Source organism: Gardnerella washingtoni, assembly GCF_049262705.1.
Classification (GTDB): domain Bacteria; phylum Actinomycetota; class Actinomycetes; order Actinomycetales; family Bifidobacteriaceae; genus Bifidobacterium; species Bifidobacterium vaginale_D.
In genome coordinates, this window is record NZ_CP058398.1 from 660,595 (window position 1) to 676,309 (window position 15,715).

Sequence of the window (15,715 nt, forward strand, 5' to 3'; positions counted from 1 at the left end):
TGCGAATGAGTAGGATTTTGGTGCAATTGCGTAGCTTTACTGCATTACTCCTTGCCATAGTGTCGTACTTTGTAATTCGCCATCAATAATCTTCTGAAAATGTTGATCTTGTCTACGGACACTTTGAGAACCTAATTGTAATGCGTCCTCGTAAGCTGCAGTATGGTAATGAAGATCATGAGTTAATGTGCCTTCTTCGGGAACATCATTGACCAGAATACCGGTATTATCAAATTTTCGTCGCGAATACATGCTCCCAGAAAATCGTGTCACTCCAGGAGGTAAAGGTCGTTGAGTTTTTCGAACATGTGACGCGCGTCCATGAATAGTAACCCAATTGTTCCTACGAGGATTTTCTTTCCCATCAAGAGAAGGTACTAGCTCATCTTCCATTTCTATACTCGTAACCCAAGTATGTTGGGGAATAGGATGATTAGCAATAGGAGAGCCTGCAGTAACAACATGTTGAATGTTATACTGTTTTGCGTAATCGCTTGCAATACTCGCTGCCACAATGCCTCCTTGTGAATGTCCAACTAGAGCTACTGGGTCTTTGCGCTGGATGCCAGAACGTTTCATCGCTTCAAGAACCATACGGGTACTATCGGCTTGTTTCCTAGTAAGAGGTGAGTGACTCATAACTTCGGCGTTCTGTTCCCAACCAAATGGTGAATGTGCTTTACCATCAGTTCCAGGTATAATAACTAACCATGAAGTACGTCCATCAGCTCGTTTAAAGCGCTGAATGGCAATAGTTGCAGCATCTGGATTAGCAAGAGGAGGGCGAACTCCTAAATGACCACTGCCCAATTCCGTTAAATTGTCAAGAGTCTCACGAAGATTGCGACCTTTTCTAGGCAACACGAAAGCAGGTTTTCTCCAAGGCTGGCTTATGCGATGAACACGTAAAGTATTGCCTTGCATGTGATTATTTATTGGTGCAGAGATTAAACTAAATGCACTTGAAACAAACGGTACTGGTGATTGGAAATGATGTGTCATAGAGCGCAAAAAATTAGTATGAACCTTATTAAATCTACCTTTTGTTGAAGAATGATGGTTGCGGCTACTTTGTATGACACCTAAAGCAAATATTGGTAAACCAGTAACAGGATTAAGCATCATATGTTGAGCTAACCCACGAATAGTTCCTTGTTGTACTGATTGAGTTGCACGTGACCATTGAGCAACATGTTCAAATCCAGTATGCTGTTTTGCATCATCCAGAGCAGCGAGTGCAGCTCCAGCAAAAAATGGTATAGATGTAAAAGGCATAACTGAAGTCAGTAATGCAATTTGATTGTCAAAATTTTCTTTTGCGCGTAATTCGGCATCTCCATATAAACTGTTTGCTCTTACGATAAGTGAAGCAAGTTCCTGTAAACGCTGCGACAAATGCTGACATTTTCGAGCATAGTGCGTACACATGTTTGAGGTTAATGCACATCGACTAGCTTGTTTTGCAAAAGGTGAAGATTCATATTGCCAAACTGTTTTATTAGCAGATCGCTGAAAAACAGATGTTTGTTGAGCAATAATCATTGCTGCATGCTGCCAAGATGCACCAAGCGAAGAAAATTCATTAGCAAGAGAACAAAGTTTTCTCGCTTCACTACTGTACGCTTGACTTTTTGCTACACTCAGCGATCTACCGCCGACAATTGATGATTGAACTTTCCAAGGCATACTATATTCCTCCACGAACGTCGTAAAGTGCGTATGCTTGTTGAGCAAGATCAACCATATTTTGTCGAAAATACTCAGCAGCCAGCCCCTGCCAATCTTCTAATCTTGATGCTGCAGACTCAGCGAGAATGCAGCGAGCGCACTGTTGCGTGCGCTGTATGAGCCATTGCCATTCATAATATGTTTGCATAATACGTATTACACACGTTTATTGCAGCAAAGTCACTACAGAACAAGCAATGTGGTTAAAAGCTATTACCAGGGCTTATTGCTGTTATCGCCGGTAGTCGTACGTTTGGTTGTTTTTTCTTGTTCTTGCTGATCTTGAGAAGATTGTGAGTTAACGTGATTATTTTGTTGCAGTAGGTTTTCTACTTTATTGCGTTGAGTAGTATTTAGCTGTGGTTTTGTTGGCTCGGATTGATTATTGTTCTTCGAGTTAGCGTGATTTTGTGATTTGCTTTTCTTCGCTGGAGAAGAAGTGGGCTTATTACGTACTTTTTTCTTTAATGTTTCAGTGAATTGATGCGATATTTCTGCATTATGGTTAATGCTATTTCGGAGTTGAGGAAGTAAAATAGCGTATTGCGAGCGCGCGTCGTTGAATTGAGCGTCTGTTTGCTGCTGTTGAGTGAGTAATATATTTTTATCACTATCAATACTATTTGCTGCTTTCATATTTGCAATAAGACTATTTGTTGCAGCGTTGTATGAGTATTCTGAACGCCAGTTAGTAATAGTGCAGTATGCAATTGCAAGGGCAGTAAGCAAGCAAATTATGGTAACAATACGTGTTGTTTTTTTGGTAATTATGTGCTTCATACTAATTTCCTTGATGTAATGAACCAAGCCATTAATTCCCAGATAAGTAGTATTGCAGCGATAAGTGCGAATGGCCAGATGATTGGTTCTGGGCGTAAACGTGGTTTAGCTGTTTCGTTCATACGCCATTGATGGGAAAGAATTGGTTTTGCTTCTGCTCCAAAAGTCTTATGTAATGTTGCGTGCATATATTTGCCGCTCAGTTCATCGGCTATATTGCGCAAATTTTTTTCATCGAGTTTGGAAATACCAGGCTTGCCGGTAGCGGGATCAATAACCCATTTTGTCGAGGAACTATTTTTTAAATTTTCGTCGATTTCTAATTGAGAGAGTTCCAATGGTATGCGCGCGCCTTGTGCTGAGCCGATACCTATAACAAAAGCGTGGGTAATATAAGCTCTTAGAGATGAGAATGTGCGTCGTTTGCGTTGCGTAGTTTCTTCGCCGTCACTAAGAATATATAAAACTGTTGTGTCATCTGGGTGAGCGTCATGGATAGCTTTTGCTGTCAGTAAAGTTTGATCTATTGGAGCGTCAAGACTAGTTCCTGTGGCAATACTTGTTGGTTCTGTTCGTAAAGTGTCAATCCAATTGGTCACTGCTCTTGCATCTGGTGTTAATGGAACATCAACTGAAGTTGACGTTCCAAACGAGAGAGCAGCAAAACTTGCGTGAGCATACGATTGTGTGATGTTATGAATAATATTTTGTGCTGCTTCTATTCTTTTTATTTTTTCTTTCTGTGCATAGTTGGCATCTTCAGCACGCATAGAGCCTGTGATATCAAGTGCAATAATCACGTTTGTTGCATTCACTGCACGCTGTAAAGTAGCGCGCATAATACTCGGGGAGAGTATGCAAATTATGAGTATAAAACATATGCCAATACGACGTAATCTCATACCAATAGTTTCATCGGTGTATGTAGAATTTTTATGCAAAGGAACAATTTCCAAAACCATTGCTATCAGCACAATTACTACAGCAATAGCTGCAACAATCCATCCGTAAGAAGGAGCAAACACAAGCTGACCTGCTTGAGAAGTATCAGCAGCAATAATCTTGCCAAATGCTGACAGTAGGGTAGAAGAACATAGTTGAGAAATCATCGCTTCATCCTCTTCGCAAGAGCTAACCATATGACAACGCTCACTGTTGTAAGAAGAACCCACAGACCTGGGTCATCGCTAAATGCAGATTGCGCAGTATTTTGTGGTGTAATAGTGTGACGTTGCTCAATTTCTTTAACGAGATTAAGTACAGAATCAGTATCATGCTGTGCAAGAAACACTCCACCATGTGATTCAATCAGCTGTTTCATCTCAAGCGTAGTATCATCATGTTCATTCTGAGGAGCTCCTGAATATAATCCATCAACACTGATTCGTGCTTGCTTTGTTAAATCCAATGCTTGTTTGAGTGAATATGTTTGTTTCCCAGAAACCACATTATCGGTTGCTAATACAATCGAAGCGCTTCTATTAAAACGATTCGGTGCCTTATGAGTGTTGTGTGCAGCTCCATAAATAAAGCCCGGGAGCATTGCAGCACAACTTACTAAACCATCTCCAATAAGAGAAGTTGCATTTTTGCGATTTTGTGTACCCTCAAGCCAGTCTGAAATCTCTTGATATTGGCGTTGCTGTAAATGATCAATACGATTTTGCGATTGCACTCCGCCCAGCAAATTAGCAGCATACTGTAACTGTTTTTTAGCTAAGCGGTAATCGTCTGTAAGTGGAAAAACAGTTCTGGAAGTCGAATTAAAAATACTTAAACCAATTCGCTCGCCTTGAAAATGCTCAATAAAATTAAGATACGCTTGAATCACTTCGCGATCATACGGCAAAGCGGAACCAGAAACATCTAAACACAACACAATATCTCTGGAGCTTACTTGTTCGTTAGCATTAAACACTCGAGATGGTCTAGCAGCAACAGCCAGTGAGCCCAATATTGAAAACACAAGTGCTGCTGTGGCAAACCGGCTTAGCATACGCCACATATACCATGAATGACTAGCGACTGCACCTTGTAAATCATCATCTAACGTAAAAGTATAAAATTTTTGCGCTACAGTATGATGAAGATTCTGATATTGTTTTTTCAACATATGTTGACGAATACTATCAACAATAAGCACAACAACTAAGATTGTGACGCAAGTAAGTACACCCAAGGCAAAAAGTAAAGGCCACTGCCATCTCCAAGGCCATACTGTTTCCCACACGTTCCTACTCATACGCGTTGTCCCTTCGTTTGCCACCCCTCAAGCAATACTAAAACCCATTCTGCAGCTTGTTCAACACTCGTATTACGCGCTTGTTCATTGTCTTTGTAATCAGCGAACTCAGGAGGATATAACGCGGCAATTGTTTGACGCAACATGTCAGCGCCCTTTTTGTTGCGCCATGTTAAACGTAAAGAAGTTATGTCACCCAAAGTATGTGTTTGAATATTTTCACCGCTCATACGTGAAACATAGGTTCTTGCTACGGCTGCTAATTTTGCACACGCTTGATCTTGAGTGAGTTTATGTTGATGATATTGTTCAACAATTTTGTCAATATCGTTACGCCATGCTTGCTTATTCGCACGTTGCACGTGCGCAGGATCAATCGCATTTCGTGTATTTGCTGATGAAGTTTTCGCGCGCTTATAAGAAAAGTACAGCACGATGCCGGCAGTAAGCAGCACGATGCAAACAATGCCAAGTATGCTCGCATACAAAGTATCGTTATGTAATTGCTGTTGAACATCTTCCATTCTCATTACTGCGCATCCTCCTGAGGTAATGAAGAGGTAAGATGATTGGCACCGCTTACTGTTTTTGCTGCAGTATGGAAAAGTTCTTGACTTGAAGATCCTCGAATAAGTGAAGCTTGCACACCATGCAGCATATCGTATAACGCATGAATGCGTAAATCTCTGCGAGCTTCGACCTCCTGCATAACAAATTGATTGCGTAAAAATGCTGGAATTTTTCGTAAGGTAACGCCATCACTTATTGCCATATTTCGCTTGCTGTCAAAAGAATTTATTGGCGAAATAGTAATAACTATTAGTTTGTGATGTTGAGTAATTTTACGCAAAGATTCAGTATGATGTGCCTGTAAAGCGTAATCATCAGTAATAAGCACTATAAGACTGTTACTATCCGTAATCTTTTTTATTGCAGTGATGAGTGGATCAATATTGCGCATGTGATGCCGAGTGTGAAGCAAAGTGCTATCAAGTTTACGTTCAAAATCAGAAAGATTACGCGCAGTAGGCACAGTAGTGATATTATTACCATCTCCGAATAGTAACGAAACCGCATCATGCCGCTTCAAACTTAATGATGCGAAAAAACAGGCAACATTTGCAGCAACTTCATATAAACTTTCTTCACTATTGCAGGAACCATTCATATGGATACTTGCGTCGCAAACAATCCAAGTATGAGAAGATGAAGTACGTTCGCGTGAAGAAACCATAGGCTGCCCCGTTCGAGCACTAGCAGACCAATTCATCATGCGCGCTTCATCGCCTGGCTGCCAAGCATGAACATCAATAACATCACCAGTGCCAAAACGACGATGCGAAGGATGTTCGCCTTCTAGAAGTCCTAATGCTCTACGGGCAATAGGTAAATCAATTCGCTGGTCAAGGAACTCTATTTTACGACGGACTTCTTGCGCAGGTTTGGACAGGAGTAAGCGTACTGGCTTCGATGCTGAAACTGATTGCTTGTAAGTATTAGCATGAGTATCTACTGCCTTAGATAGCAGTTTTACATGATTCTCAAACATGACTGCAGTATGTTCCTGAGGCAAACGCTTTTGCTTTGGTGCAGTTTGTTTTCGACTCATACGTATCATGGCACAGGAACCGTCTTTACTAATGCGTCAATTACTTGATCTGCAGTAATAGCGTCAGCCAAGGCTTCAAACGTCAAAAGAATACGATGTCTTAATACGTCATGCACAAAGAGCTTTACATCTTCTGGAATTACATAATCGCGTCCCGAAAGTAAAGCGTGAGCTTGCGCAATACGAATAAGTGCAATAGAAGCGCGAGGACTAGCACCCATGCGTACGAGTGAATTAATAGTTGGTAATGGGTGAGTGCCTGCTCCTCGAGAAGTGGCAACGAGATCAACGGCATATTTCATCACAGCTTCAGAAACGTGAATATGGCGAGCTGCAGCACGCAAAAATACAACATCTTGCAAACTAATACGCTGCATATTTAATGTTGCAGGATCCACAACATCTGAGCCGCGTTGAGTAAGTAATTGCAGCATGCGAACTTCCTCGTCTGGATGAGGGTATGTCATAACTGCTTTCACCATAAAACGATCCATTTGCGCTTCAGGAAGATTAAACGTTCCTTCTTCTTCAATTGGATTTTGCGTTGCAATAACCATAAAAGGTTGAGGCAAAGCAATACGTTCGCCGCCTATAGTGGTTGCTCCTTCAGCCATTGCTTCAAGCATGGCAGACTGGGTTTTTGCGTTTGAACGATTAATTTCATCAAGTAAAATAATATTTGCGTGAATCGGTCCAATTTGTGTAGTAAAACGTTGCGACGCAAAATCAAAAACCTGTGTACCAACTAAATCTGCAGGCATCAAATCAGGCGTACATTGCACACGACGAAAACTTCCAGACATAGCAGTCGCAAGTGTCTGCGCAGCAGTAGTTTTTGCGAGTCCTGGCACTGATTCAATAAGAATATGCCCTCCAGCAATAAGTGTAAGAATAAGTGACTCACGCAAAGAATCTTGCCCGACTAACGTTTGAGCAAAACGTGCACGCAAAATATTTGCAATTTTTTGGCAACGCCGTATGTCTTCTCCTGAAATGCTTGTTACTGCTTGTGAAGTAGTTGATACCGGAGGAACTGGTTGAGAGGATACTGAACCAGCATGAGACGAGGATGCCATGGCTGATTGAGCGTTGAGTGGTTGTTTCTTTGGTTGCGGTGGGAATAATGCCATAGTTACTATGGTAACCGATATACAGTACCGATGAGCGTAAAATCAGCATTTTACTTTGCGTAATGCATATAGTATGACAGTCTGAACATCATACAGCTTGTGTGCGCAGCGACCAGTCAATAGGAGAAGCACCTTGTTCTATAAGTGCTTGATTTGCTCGAGAAAAAGGGTGTGATCCGAAGAAACCGCGCATTGCTGAAAGAGGGCTTGGATGTGCAGAAGTGATGAGTGTAGCGTTTGTAAGTAACGGAGCTAAACTTTGAGCGTTTCGTCCCCACAAGATACCTACCAAAGGTAAGGGATGCCCGTTACTATCGGTTCGACTATTTAAAGCACGAATAGCAGCATCAGTTACTATTTCCCAACCTTTACCTTGGTGACTATTTGCTTTGCCTGCTTCAACTGTTAAACAACGATTAAGTAACATTACGCCCTGACGTGTCCACGGCGTTAAATCACCGCTTTGTGGGACATCAACTCCAAGATCGTCAACTAATTCTTTATAGATATTGATAAGACTTTTTGGTAACGGACGTACTTCAGGAGCAGTGCAAAAACTAAGCCCAACAGGATGACCTGGAGTAGGGTAAGGATCCTGCCCAACAATCAAAACCTTTATACTCATAAGGGGTATACTAAAAGCGCGTAAAATATTATGACTTGCGGGCAAAATATGGTGTCCTTGCTTCATTTGCTCGCGTAAAAACTCTCCCATTGCTCTAATTTGTGGTTCAACAGGCGTAAGCGCTTTTGCCCAATCCGGATCCATAAGTTCATCTAAAGGTTTAACATGTTGAGAATTCATATGGCTACTGTATGACAAGGTGTAGCATAAAAGTTTCTGCCATACTGAATTTGTGGTTTGTGCTCAGCATTAGATAGTATGGATGCATATTATTTGGATGAACGTGTTGGAGGAATGCAATTATGGCGCGAAATAATCGGAGCGTGTCGTATACGCCTGATGCTTTTGATGAACCACCAGAAGGTCCTGTAGGTGTGCATCGTGGAAATCCTGCTTGGTATGCCATAATACTTCCTTATGTTGTGACGTTGGTTATCGCTGTATTAGCCGGTCTTTTGGTATGGGCATTTGCTTCTGGTGAAATTTCGCATCTTTCATTCCCATGGAACCATTCTCAGCAGAGTTCTCAATCTAAGGTAGTGGCGAAGAAGTCTGATACTACAAAACCTAAATCCGATGATGAAGACGATTCCTCTGATGATTCCGAAAAAACTGAAGCAGATAGCACCAATGCTGAAGATACTAAAGATACTAAAACAGATGAATCCAGCAATAATAATGCAAAAAACACTGATGCTACTACACAATCTCAAGCTGCGGTTGACAAAACAGTTGCCGTAAAAGTGATTAACGCTACCGATATTAATGGTCATGCAGCACAAACAGCAAACACCTTAAAACAAGCGGGTTATGCAAATGTAACAGCAGGTAATCCGACTGGTAAAGTGCCAAATACTTCTGTTGTTTGGTATAAGGATGATACTCAGAAAGCTGCCGCAGAAGATATTGCAAAAACTTTAGGTATTGCCGCAGTTGAAAATGAAAAAGGAATTGTTTCTCAAATTGTAGTGGTGCTGTGTAAATAACATACGCATATGCGTTTGTAATGCTGGTTAGATTTGCTTTTCTAACCAGCATTTTTCTTATAAACGCCAAAAAGTTGGCACTCGGGGGCATAGAGTGCTAATCTTCAATTAGCACTCAAGTCTTGAGAGTGATAATAAGCAGCTGACGGCTTATTGCTTAAGACTTTGGTGAATAGTCCATGAATAACGTATGTGGAGGAATAATGGCAAAGATTATTGCCTATGAAGAGGACGCCCGTCAGGGTATGCTCGCAGGTCTCGATAAGCTTGCAGACACTGTCAAGGTAACCCTTGGACCAAAAGGTCGCAATGTTGTGCTTGATAAAGCTTATGGTGCTCCAACTATCACTAACGATGGTGTTTCTATCGCTAAGGAAATCGATCTTGAGGATCCATATGAGCGTATTGGCGCTGAACTCGTTAAGGAAGTAGCTAAGAAGACTGATGACGTTGCAGGCGACGGTACTACAACCGCTACTGTTTTGGCACAGTCTTTAGTGCATGAAGGTTTGAAGAATGTTGTTGCAGGAAGCAACCCAATTGCTCTTCGCCGTGGCATCGAGAAAGCTGCTGAAGCAATCGTTAAGGAATTGCTTGCTTCCGCTAAGGATGTAGAAACTAAAGAGCAAATTGCTGCAACTGCTACTATTTCTGCAGCAGATCCTGAAGTTGGCGAAAAGATCGCGGAAGCCTTGGATAAGGTTGGTCAGGATGGTGTAGTCACCGTTGAAGATAACAACAAGTTCGGTTTGGACTTGGACTTCACTGAAGGTATGCGCTTCGATAAGGGTTATATTTCCCCTTACTTCGTCACTAATGCTGACGATCAGACAGCTGTGCTCGAAGATCCATACATTTTGCTCACTTCTGGTAAGGTTTCCAGCCAGCAGGATATCGTCCACATCGCTGAACTTGTTATGAAGTCTGGCAAGCCATTGCTGATTATTGCTGAAGATGTTGATGGTGAAGCACTGCCAACATTGGTGCTTAACAAGATTCGTGGTACTTTCAATACGGTTGCTGTAAAGGCTCCAGGCTTTGGCGATCGTCGTAAGGCAATGCTTCAGGACATGGCTATTTTGACCGGCGCACAGGTTGTTTCTGATGACCTCGGCTTGAAGCTTGATTCCATCGATGCTTCTGTATTTGGTCATGCAGCTAAGGTAATTGTTTCTAAGGATGAAACAACTATTGTTTCCGGAGCTGGTTCTAAGGAAGATGTCGATGCTCGTGTTGCTCAGATTCGTGCAGAAATTGAAAACACTGATTCTGATTACGATCGCGAAAAGCTTCAGGAGCGTCTTGCTAAGCTCGCTGGCGGTGTAGCTGTTATTAAGGTTGGCGCCGCTACTGAAGTTGAAGCTAAGGAACGCAAGCATCGTATTGAAGATGCTGTTCGTAATGCTAAGGCTGCTATTGAGGAAGGCTTACTTCCAGGTGGTGGTGTCGCTTTGGTTCAGGCTGCTGCAAAGATTGAGAAGACTCCAGCTATCACAGAACTTAAGGGTGAAGAAGCCACAGGTGCTGCCATTGTGTTCCGTGCCGTAGAAGCCCCTATTAAGCAGATTGCTCAAAATAGCGGTGTTTCTGGTGATGTTGTACTCAATAAGGTGCGTGAGCTTCCAGAAGGTGAAGGCTTCAATGCTGCAACCAATACTTATGAAGATTTGATGGCTGCAGGCGTTACTGATCCTGTGAAGGTAACTCGTTCTGCTCTACAGAATGCTGCTTCTATTGCAGGCTTGTTCTTAACTACTGAAGCTGTTGTTGCTAACAAACCTGAAAAGCCAGCTGCTGCACCTCAGGCAGGCGCAGAAATGGGCTACTAAAGAGTAGTTTAGTTACGCAAAATCTTAACTTGTTAGATCATAATAATAGGAAGCAAGTTCGCTAACAGTGTTGGCGGTATGTTGTAGAGCATACCGCCAACACTTCGTTGAGTTGCTAAATTATCTCATGCCAAATAGGGAAGTAGCTTGAGTTTCTGCATCAAGATACAAGCCTGAAGCATGTTGCATCGCTTGCTGAATTGCTTCCAACGATTGCTCCATTTGTTGTTGCGCTGCACGCCATTGTTGTGCAGTCGACGCAAATTGGGTAGCAGCAGGTCCAGTCCATACGCTTTGCAGTTGCTGCAGGTTAGCATACATGCCGTTAACAGCGCTTCTAATTGCATTAACTGATGAACCTACAGCTGCTGCAGATTGTTGAATATGTTCTGAATCAACTCGAAATTGTGGCATAATCCCCTCCGTACTGTTGCCACGTTTTTTTCAACGTGATGATTGATAAATTCATAAATTTTGCGAAACACCATACCTAGTTTCATTGAGCAATAACCCCAAATGCATAATTTATGTAGCGTGTTGTGTTGAGTTGTGTGATGTAACGCTATGATAAATATATGCCTTCAAAAAATTATGTGAAAGCTTTGTGCTTGCGTGTGGTTAAAAGCCTGCCACTTATCCACATTTCAGCTTATTTCTCCCAAAACTTGTGCACAGTACGGGTATTTATACGACGTATAGTATCTTCTTTGCTGGCATTACTTTTGAGTATTTCATGTATGATGGCAATAATAACTGCTGCTCTGTTTGCACCTTCGCCGTTCAGTATCCTCCAACCAACTTCAGCGTATGCTGCCGACAATGTAAAAGATTTAGGTATTGTAGCCACTGATTCAATAACAGACACTGAGAATTTACTGGGCGACTCCGTTACTAAAGTTTCAGACGCTATCGTAACTACTAAAAAGCGCACAGGCGTAAACGTAAAACTTCTATATTTAGCTACATTTGGTAATACAAAAAATCCGGCAAAATGGGCGAGCGATTTGCTTATTAGCACAATGCCAGCGCGCAATACAGTACTACTTGCTGTAGCTACCCATGATGGAAGACTTATTGTTGCAGTTTCACCTAATTCCGACGAGTGGCTTAAGAGTAAGAACACAGTGGACGCGCTATCTGATGCTGCATATCGACCGTTAGTTACTACTTCAGGAAGTCATTGGGGGCAATCCGCAATGATGATGATGCAACAGATTGCACGTTCAAAACGAACTTCCACAAGTACATCTGCAAGTTTAGTATCCACACTTGTTATGTTGGTTGTTTTACTAGCGGTATGTGCGATAGTAACCGCTATTTTACTGCGTCGACGTTATGTTCAGCGTCAAATACGTGCAGGATTGCGTAAAGCTCATAGACGTCATGCTCGCACTCGACGATAATCCAAAAATAATCAAGCAACTTGTTTGATTTTCAGTATTTATTCAGGAAATATTCAGCTTTATAGGTGATGCTAATCAGTATGAGCAAGAATGTTGAAGCGTCTGTAGTTGTGGTCGACGATGAACCATCAATTCGTGAACTTTTGGTTGCATCGTTGCATTTTGCTGGTTTTGATGTTGAAACCGCTGCATCTGGGTCAGAGGCCATTGAAGTCATAGAACAAGTAAAACCTGATCTTATTGTTATGGATGTTATGCTTCCGGATATTGATGGTTTTACTGTTACGAGGCGTATTCGTCAAAATGGAGTTAAGGTTCCGGTTCTATTCCTTACAGCAAGAGACGATACGCAAGATAAAATCATGGGCTTGACAGTTGGCGGTGATGATTATGTCACTAAGCCATTCAGTTTGGAAGAAGTAGTAGCAAGGATTCGTGCTATTCTGCGCCGAACGCGAGAACAAGAAGAAGAAACTCCTATTATTCGAGTAGCCGATCTAGAAATCAATGAAGATTCACATGATGTTACTCGCAGCGGCGTAGCGATTGAGCTTAGTCCAACTGAGTATAAGTTGCTGCATTATTTGATGGATAATGAAGGTCGCGTATTGTCAAAAAGCCAAATTCTGAATCATGTGTGGCAATATGATTGGGGTGGCGATGCGGCTATTGTTGAGTCCTATATCTCTTATTTGCGAAAAAAAATAGACGGTATTGAAGTTACTGATGCTGATGGAAATCAGCAAAAAGTTGTTCCTCTTATTGAGACTAAACGTGGTATTGGCTATATGATTCGTGAACCAAAGGCAGGTCAAGCCTGATTATGCAGCCGAGTAATCATAGCGACGAAAAGCAGGAAACGCAGCGTAGTAGCAGCACGGCCGCCGACGGTAAAAATGCTACAACTTCTACTGACATAGGTAAAAGCGTGGCAATAGTGCCAAGCGTAGGCGCTAATGCAGATTTGAAACCGCGTAGAACTTGTTGGTTGCGTCGTCGTGTAAGCGCAATACCGTTAAGTACACGCTTATTAGCTTGCACGTTAGCTGTGCTTACTATAGCTGCATTTTGTATTTCGTTATCAATTCGTCAGCTAGTTGGAGGTTATCTACTAGAAAAAACAGATATTCAGTTAGCAGATCAGGCTCAACTTATTTATGACAATATTGATTTATTGCGTAGGAAAGATGCTAATCAATCAACTGCTGGTCCAAATGATTATTTTATGCAGATTAGAGATACGCATAATAAAATCATAACTACACCATTGGTGCCAAAACTGAGAGGCAACTTTGTTTCTATGCCTAAGTTGCCGGCAGATGGTTCTGCTAGTAAGCACATTGCAATTCATAAGCCGTATACATCTCCTGCAATTATTCAAGGTAATGTTAGCGATAGTGATGACACTACCGTAAAAGCAGCAAAAGCGCCTTGGCGTGTACTAGTGTTGACTTGGGGTCAAAGAAACCGCTACGACTCAAGTATGAGCATGCGAGGGTATGTGTATATTGCCTTATCTTTAAGCGATCAGCTTGATACTGTTAATACGCTTACCCGTTACTGCATTATGGTAAGTATTGCTGTTATTTTGTTTGGAGCAGTATTTGCCGCTATTATTATTCGCACCACATTACGGCCTTTAAAGCGTATTGAAAAAACGGCTTCAAAAATTGCTTCTGGTGATTTAAGTAGGCGAGTTCCTTCAGCGCCAGAAAACACAGAGGTTGGTTCTTTAGCTGCTTCTTTAAATTCGATGCTCGCTCGTATCGAACGTGGATTTAATGAACAAGAAGCTATGACAGAAAAAATGAAGCGTTTCGTTTCAGATGCAAGTCATGAATTACGCACTCCTCTTGCAGCAATTCATGGCTATGCTGAATTGTATACCATGTGGCGCAACTCGCCGGGTGGACAAAAACAGGCGGATGATTCAATTGCGCATATTAAAGCTTCTAGTGAACGTATGACTGAACTTGTAGAGGATTTGCTTTCACTCGCACGATTTGATGAAGGTCGTGGTATTGATACTTCGCAAATTGTAAAACTGGCACCAATACTTTCTGATGCTGCTAATGATTTGCATGCGCTTGATCCTGCTCGCTTAGTGCAGCAAGGCTCACTTTCACTTTCTGACGAATGGAAATTAATGAATTGTACTCGCTGTAATTTTGAGCATAAGTTGCAGTTCAATAGTGGTAAACTACCTGACGTTACTTTGCTCGGTGATGGTGCGCGTTTACGTCAAGTTATGACTAATATCGTAGGTAATATTCACCGTTATACTCCCACTGATTCGCCTGTTGAAATTGCTGTAGGTGTTATGAAAGCTTCTATTACGCCAGATAAGCTTTCACAATTGCCTTCTGTAAGTGAGTCATTGAAAGAATTCTTAGAAGCTGCTGAAGTAAGCCAATCGACTAATACTGGTAACACTTATGCAGTTATTCGTGTTGTTGATCATGGGCCTGGCGTGCCAGAAGAGTCACTTTCTCGTATTTTTGAACGTTTCTACATTGCTGATCCTTCTCGTGCTCGCGAGAAAGGCGGTACTGGTTTAGGTATGGCTATTGCCCAATCTGTTGTGAAAGCACACCACGGTTTTATTTGTGCAACTACTTCCACACCATTAACTGTTGTTGATTCTACAGCAGAACATCTCGATGACACTATGAATACATCTCGACCGCTTGATGTTCAAGCTCATGGGTTAACACTTACTGTTGTACTTCCAATAAAAGAAATAGAAGATGTTTCATAGCAAACGGTTACTTATTAAGTATGTAAAAGTACATGTGTAGGATTACTTACTTGCTTATAAGTTAGTTCGTGCATTTGCCCGCGTGTATGCGCTACAATATAAAAATAATACAAGTAGTAAGAATATTTGGTACACTGTCTATAGACCTTTCGCATACAATAGTGTGCTGTGCTTTGTGGCAGTTTGTTATGCGATATTGAATGATTATTTGAGTGAGGTGTGTTATGCCCAATGGGCGCGTGCGTTGGTATGATTCGCAGAAAGGGTATGGTTTTATTGCTAGCGATGATGGTAAGGATGTTTTCTTGCCAGCTGCAGCATTGCCTGCTACCGTGAAAACTTTGCATAAGGGTACACGTGTTGAATTTTCTGTCATTGATGGTCGTAAAGGTCCGCAAGCGATGGGACTTAATGTGATTGTTGCAGCGCCATCATTAGTGAAAGCAACTCGCCCGAAGGCAGAAGACATGGCAGCAATTGTAGAAGATCTTATTAAATTGCTTGACTCTGCCGGTAATGGTTTAAGACATCGTCATTATCCTTCAACAGCTGAAAGCAAGAAACTAGCTACATTATTGCGTGCAGTAGCTGATAATTTTGACGTTCAGGAGTAGTGCAGGATTAG

16 protein-coding genes are annotated in these 15,715 nt (G+C 41.8%); 6 read left to right on the forward strand and 10 right to left on the reverse strand.

Going from position 1 to position 15,715, the window contains the following annotated elements; translation table 11 throughout:
• Positions 1-36: 36 nt before the first annotated feature.
• The 9 genes from HXT28_RS02470 to HXT28_RS02510 all read right to left on the reverse strand — a co-directional run bounded on the left by HXT28_RS02470 (position 37) and on the right by HXT28_RS02510 (position 8,294).
• The gene (locus tag HXT28_RS02470; protein ID WP_064347523.1) at positions 37-1,686 is read right to left on the reverse strand and encodes an alpha/beta hydrolase; all 1,650 of its coding nucleotides are present in this window, start codon (positions 1,684-1,686) and stop codon (positions 37-39) included.
• 1 nt (position 1,687) lies between these two features.
• The gene (locus tag HXT28_RS02475) at positions 1,688-1,876 is read right to left on the reverse strand and encodes a hypothetical protein (protein WP_016637311.1); all 189 of its coding nucleotides are present in this window, start codon (positions 1,874-1,876) and stop codon (positions 1,688-1,690) included.
• Between the two features lie 65 nt (positions 1,877-1,941).
• Positions 1,942-2,508 (reverse strand): DUF6466 family protein, encoded by a 567-nt coding sequence (locus tag HXT28_RS02480; RefSeq protein WP_016637312.1) that lies wholly within the window; start codon positions 2,506-2,508, stop codon positions 1,942-1,944.
• Entirely contained in the window at positions 2,505-3,617 is a 1,113-nt protein-coding gene (locus tag HXT28_RS02485) for a vWA domain-containing protein (protein ID WP_016637313.1), read from the reverse strand. The genes HXT28_RS02480 and HXT28_RS02485 overlap by 4 nt, the downstream gene beginning before the upstream one ends.
• Positions 3,614-4,750 (reverse strand): vWA domain-containing protein, encoded by a 1,137-nt coding sequence (locus HXT28_RS02490; RefSeq protein ID WP_422113613.1) that lies wholly within the window; start codon positions 4,748-4,750, stop codon positions 3,614-3,616. Before HXT28_RS02490 ends, HXT28_RS02485 begins: the two co-directional genes overlap by 4 nt.
• A complete protein-coding gene (locus HXT28_RS02495; RefSeq protein WP_016637315.1) occupies positions 4,747-5,280 on the reverse strand; it encodes a hypothetical protein in 534 nt (177 codons plus the stop codon). The genes HXT28_RS02490 and HXT28_RS02495 overlap by 4 nt, the downstream gene beginning before the upstream one ends.
• The gene (locus tag HXT28_RS02500) at positions 5,280-6,368 is read right to left on the reverse strand and encodes a DUF58 domain-containing protein (RefSeq protein ID WP_016637316.1); all 1,089 of its coding nucleotides are present in this window, start codon (positions 6,366-6,368) and stop codon (positions 5,280-5,282) included. The genes HXT28_RS02495 and HXT28_RS02500 overlap by 1 nt, the downstream gene beginning before the upstream one ends.
• Entirely contained in the window at positions 6,365-7,489 is a 1,125-nt protein-coding gene (locus tag HXT28_RS02505; protein WP_016637317.1) for an AAA family ATPase, read from the reverse strand. Before HXT28_RS02505 ends, HXT28_RS02500 begins: the two co-directional genes overlap by 4 nt.
• A gap of 88 nt (positions 7,490-7,577) precedes the next feature.
• Positions 7,578-8,294: a uracil-DNA glycosylase gene (locus HXT28_RS02510; RefSeq protein ID WP_064347512.1), complete on the reverse strand. Its 717-nt coding sequence runs from the start codon at positions 8,292-8,294 to the stop codon at positions 7,578-7,580.
• A gap of 122 nt (positions 8,295-8,416) precedes the next feature.
• Here HXT28_RS02510 and HXT28_RS02515 point away from each other — a divergent pair, with 122 nt between their 5' ends.
• Both HXT28_RS02515 and groL read left to right on the forward strand, forming a co-directional pair.
• Complete coding sequence (locus HXT28_RS02515) at positions 8,417-9,100, forward strand: LytR C-terminal domain-containing protein (protein ID WP_016637319.1); 684 nt, start codon at positions 8,417-8,419, stop codon at positions 9,098-9,100.
• Between the two features lie 203 nt (positions 9,101-9,303).
• On the forward strand, positions 9,304-10,929 hold the full coding sequence (gene groL / locus HXT28_RS02520) for a chaperonin GroEL (RefSeq protein ID WP_032814436.1): 1,626 nt from the start codon (positions 9,304-9,306) through the stop codon (positions 10,927-10,929).
• A 120-nt stretch (positions 10,930-11,049) separates the two neighbouring features.
• Here the strand turns inward: groL and HXT28_RS02525 are convergent, their stop codons facing one another.
• Positions 11,050-11,343, reverse strand: a complete 294-nt coding sequence (locus HXT28_RS02525) for a WXG100 family type VII secretion target (RefSeq protein ID WP_032814435.1) — start codon at positions 11,341-11,343, stop codon at positions 11,050-11,052.
• A 323-nt stretch (positions 11,344-11,666) separates the two neighbouring features.
• Here HXT28_RS02525 and HXT28_RS02530 point away from each other — a divergent pair, with 323 nt between their 5' ends.
• The 4 genes from HXT28_RS02530 to HXT28_RS02545 all read left to right on the forward strand — a co-directional run bounded on the left by HXT28_RS02530 (position 11,667) and on the right by HXT28_RS02545 (position 15,704).
• Positions 11,667-12,332, forward strand: a complete 666-nt coding sequence (locus HXT28_RS02530) for a hypothetical protein (protein WP_016637322.1) — start codon at positions 11,667-11,669, stop codon at positions 12,330-12,332.
• Positions 12,333-12,412: 80 nt separating this feature from the next.
• Positions 12,413-13,153, forward strand: a complete 741-nt coding sequence (locus HXT28_RS02535; protein WP_064347507.1) for a response regulator transcription factor — start codon at positions 12,413-12,415, stop codon at positions 13,151-13,153.
• Positions 13,154-13,155: 2 nt separating this feature from the next.
• Positions 13,156-15,090 (forward strand): sensor histidine kinase, encoded by a 1,935-nt coding sequence (locus HXT28_RS02540; protein WP_016637324.1) that lies wholly within the window; start codon positions 13,156-13,158, stop codon positions 15,088-15,090.
• 224 nt (positions 15,091-15,314) lie between these two features.
• Entirely contained in the window at positions 15,315-15,704 is a 390-nt protein-coding gene (locus HXT28_RS02545; RefSeq protein WP_016637326.1) for a cold-shock protein, read from the forward strand.
• Positions 15,705-15,715: the final 11 nt, after the last annotated feature.

What these genes read in the sequence shown, in the direction of transcription:
- HXT28_RS02530 (WP_016637322.1), top strand. Translation starts at nt 11,667, where the DNA reads ATGATGGCAATAATAACTGCTGCTCTGTTTGCACCTTCGCCGTTCAGT.
- HXT28_RS02545 (WP_016637326.1), top strand. Translation starts at nt 15,315, where the DNA reads ATGCCCAATGGGCGCGTGCGTTGGTATGATTCGCAGAAAGGGTATGGT.
- HXT28_RS02480 (WP_016637312.1), bottom strand. Translation starts at nt 2,508, where the DNA reads ATGAAGCACATAATTACCAAAAAAACAACACGTATTGTTACCATAATT.
- HXT28_RS02505 (WP_016637317.1), bottom strand. Translation starts at nt 7,489, where the DNA reads ATGGCATTATTCCCACCGCAACCAAAGAAACAACCACTCAACGCTCAA.
- HXT28_RS02495 (WP_016637315.1), bottom strand. Translation starts at nt 5,280, where the DNA reads ATGAGAATGGAAGATGTTCAACAGCAATTACATAACGATACTTTGTAT.
- HXT28_RS02525 (WP_032814435.1), bottom strand. Translation starts at nt 11,343, where the DNA reads ATGCCACAATTTCGAGTTGATTCAGAACATATTCAACAATCTGCAGCA.
- HXT28_RS02485 (WP_016637313.1), bottom strand. Translation starts at nt 3,617, where the DNA reads ATGATTTCTCAACTATGTTCTTCTACCCTACTGTCAGCATTTGGCAAG.
- HXT28_RS02470 (WP_064347523.1), bottom strand. Translation starts at nt 1,686, where the DNA reads ATGCCTTGGAAAGTTCAATCATCAATTGTCGGCGGTAGATCGCTGAGT.
- HXT28_RS02515 (WP_016637319.1), top strand. Translation starts at nt 8,417, where the DNA reads ATGGCGCGAAATAATCGGAGCGTGTCGTATACGCCTGATGCTTTTGAT.
- HXT28_RS02500 (WP_016637316.1), bottom strand. Translation starts at nt 6,368, where the DNA reads ATGATACGTATGAGTCGAAAACAAACTGCACCAAAGCAAAAGCGTTTG.
- HXT28_RS02535 (WP_064347507.1), top strand. Translation starts at nt 12,413, where the DNA reads ATGAGCAAGAATGTTGAAGCGTCTGTAGTTGTGGTCGACGATGAACCA.
- HXT28_RS02490 (WP_422113613.1), bottom strand. Translation starts at nt 4,750, where the DNA reads ATGAGTAGGAACGTGTGGGAAACAGTATGGCCTTGGAGATGGCAGTGG.
- HXT28_RS02510 (WP_064347512.1), bottom strand. Translation starts at nt 8,294, where the DNA reads ATGAATTCTCAACATGTTAAACCTTTAGATGAACTTATGGATCCGGAT.
- groL (WP_032814436.1), top strand. Translation starts at nt 9,304, where the DNA reads ATGGCAAAGATTATTGCCTATGAAGAGGACGCCCGTCAGGGTATGCTC.
- HXT28_RS02475 (WP_016637311.1), bottom strand. Translation starts at nt 1,876, where the DNA reads ATGCAAACATATTATGAATGGCAATGGCTCATACAGCGCACGCAACAG.
- HXT28_RS02540 (WP_016637324.1), top strand. Translation starts at nt 13,156, where the DNA reads ATGCAGCCGAGTAATCATAGCGACGAAAAGCAGGAAACGCAGCGTAGT.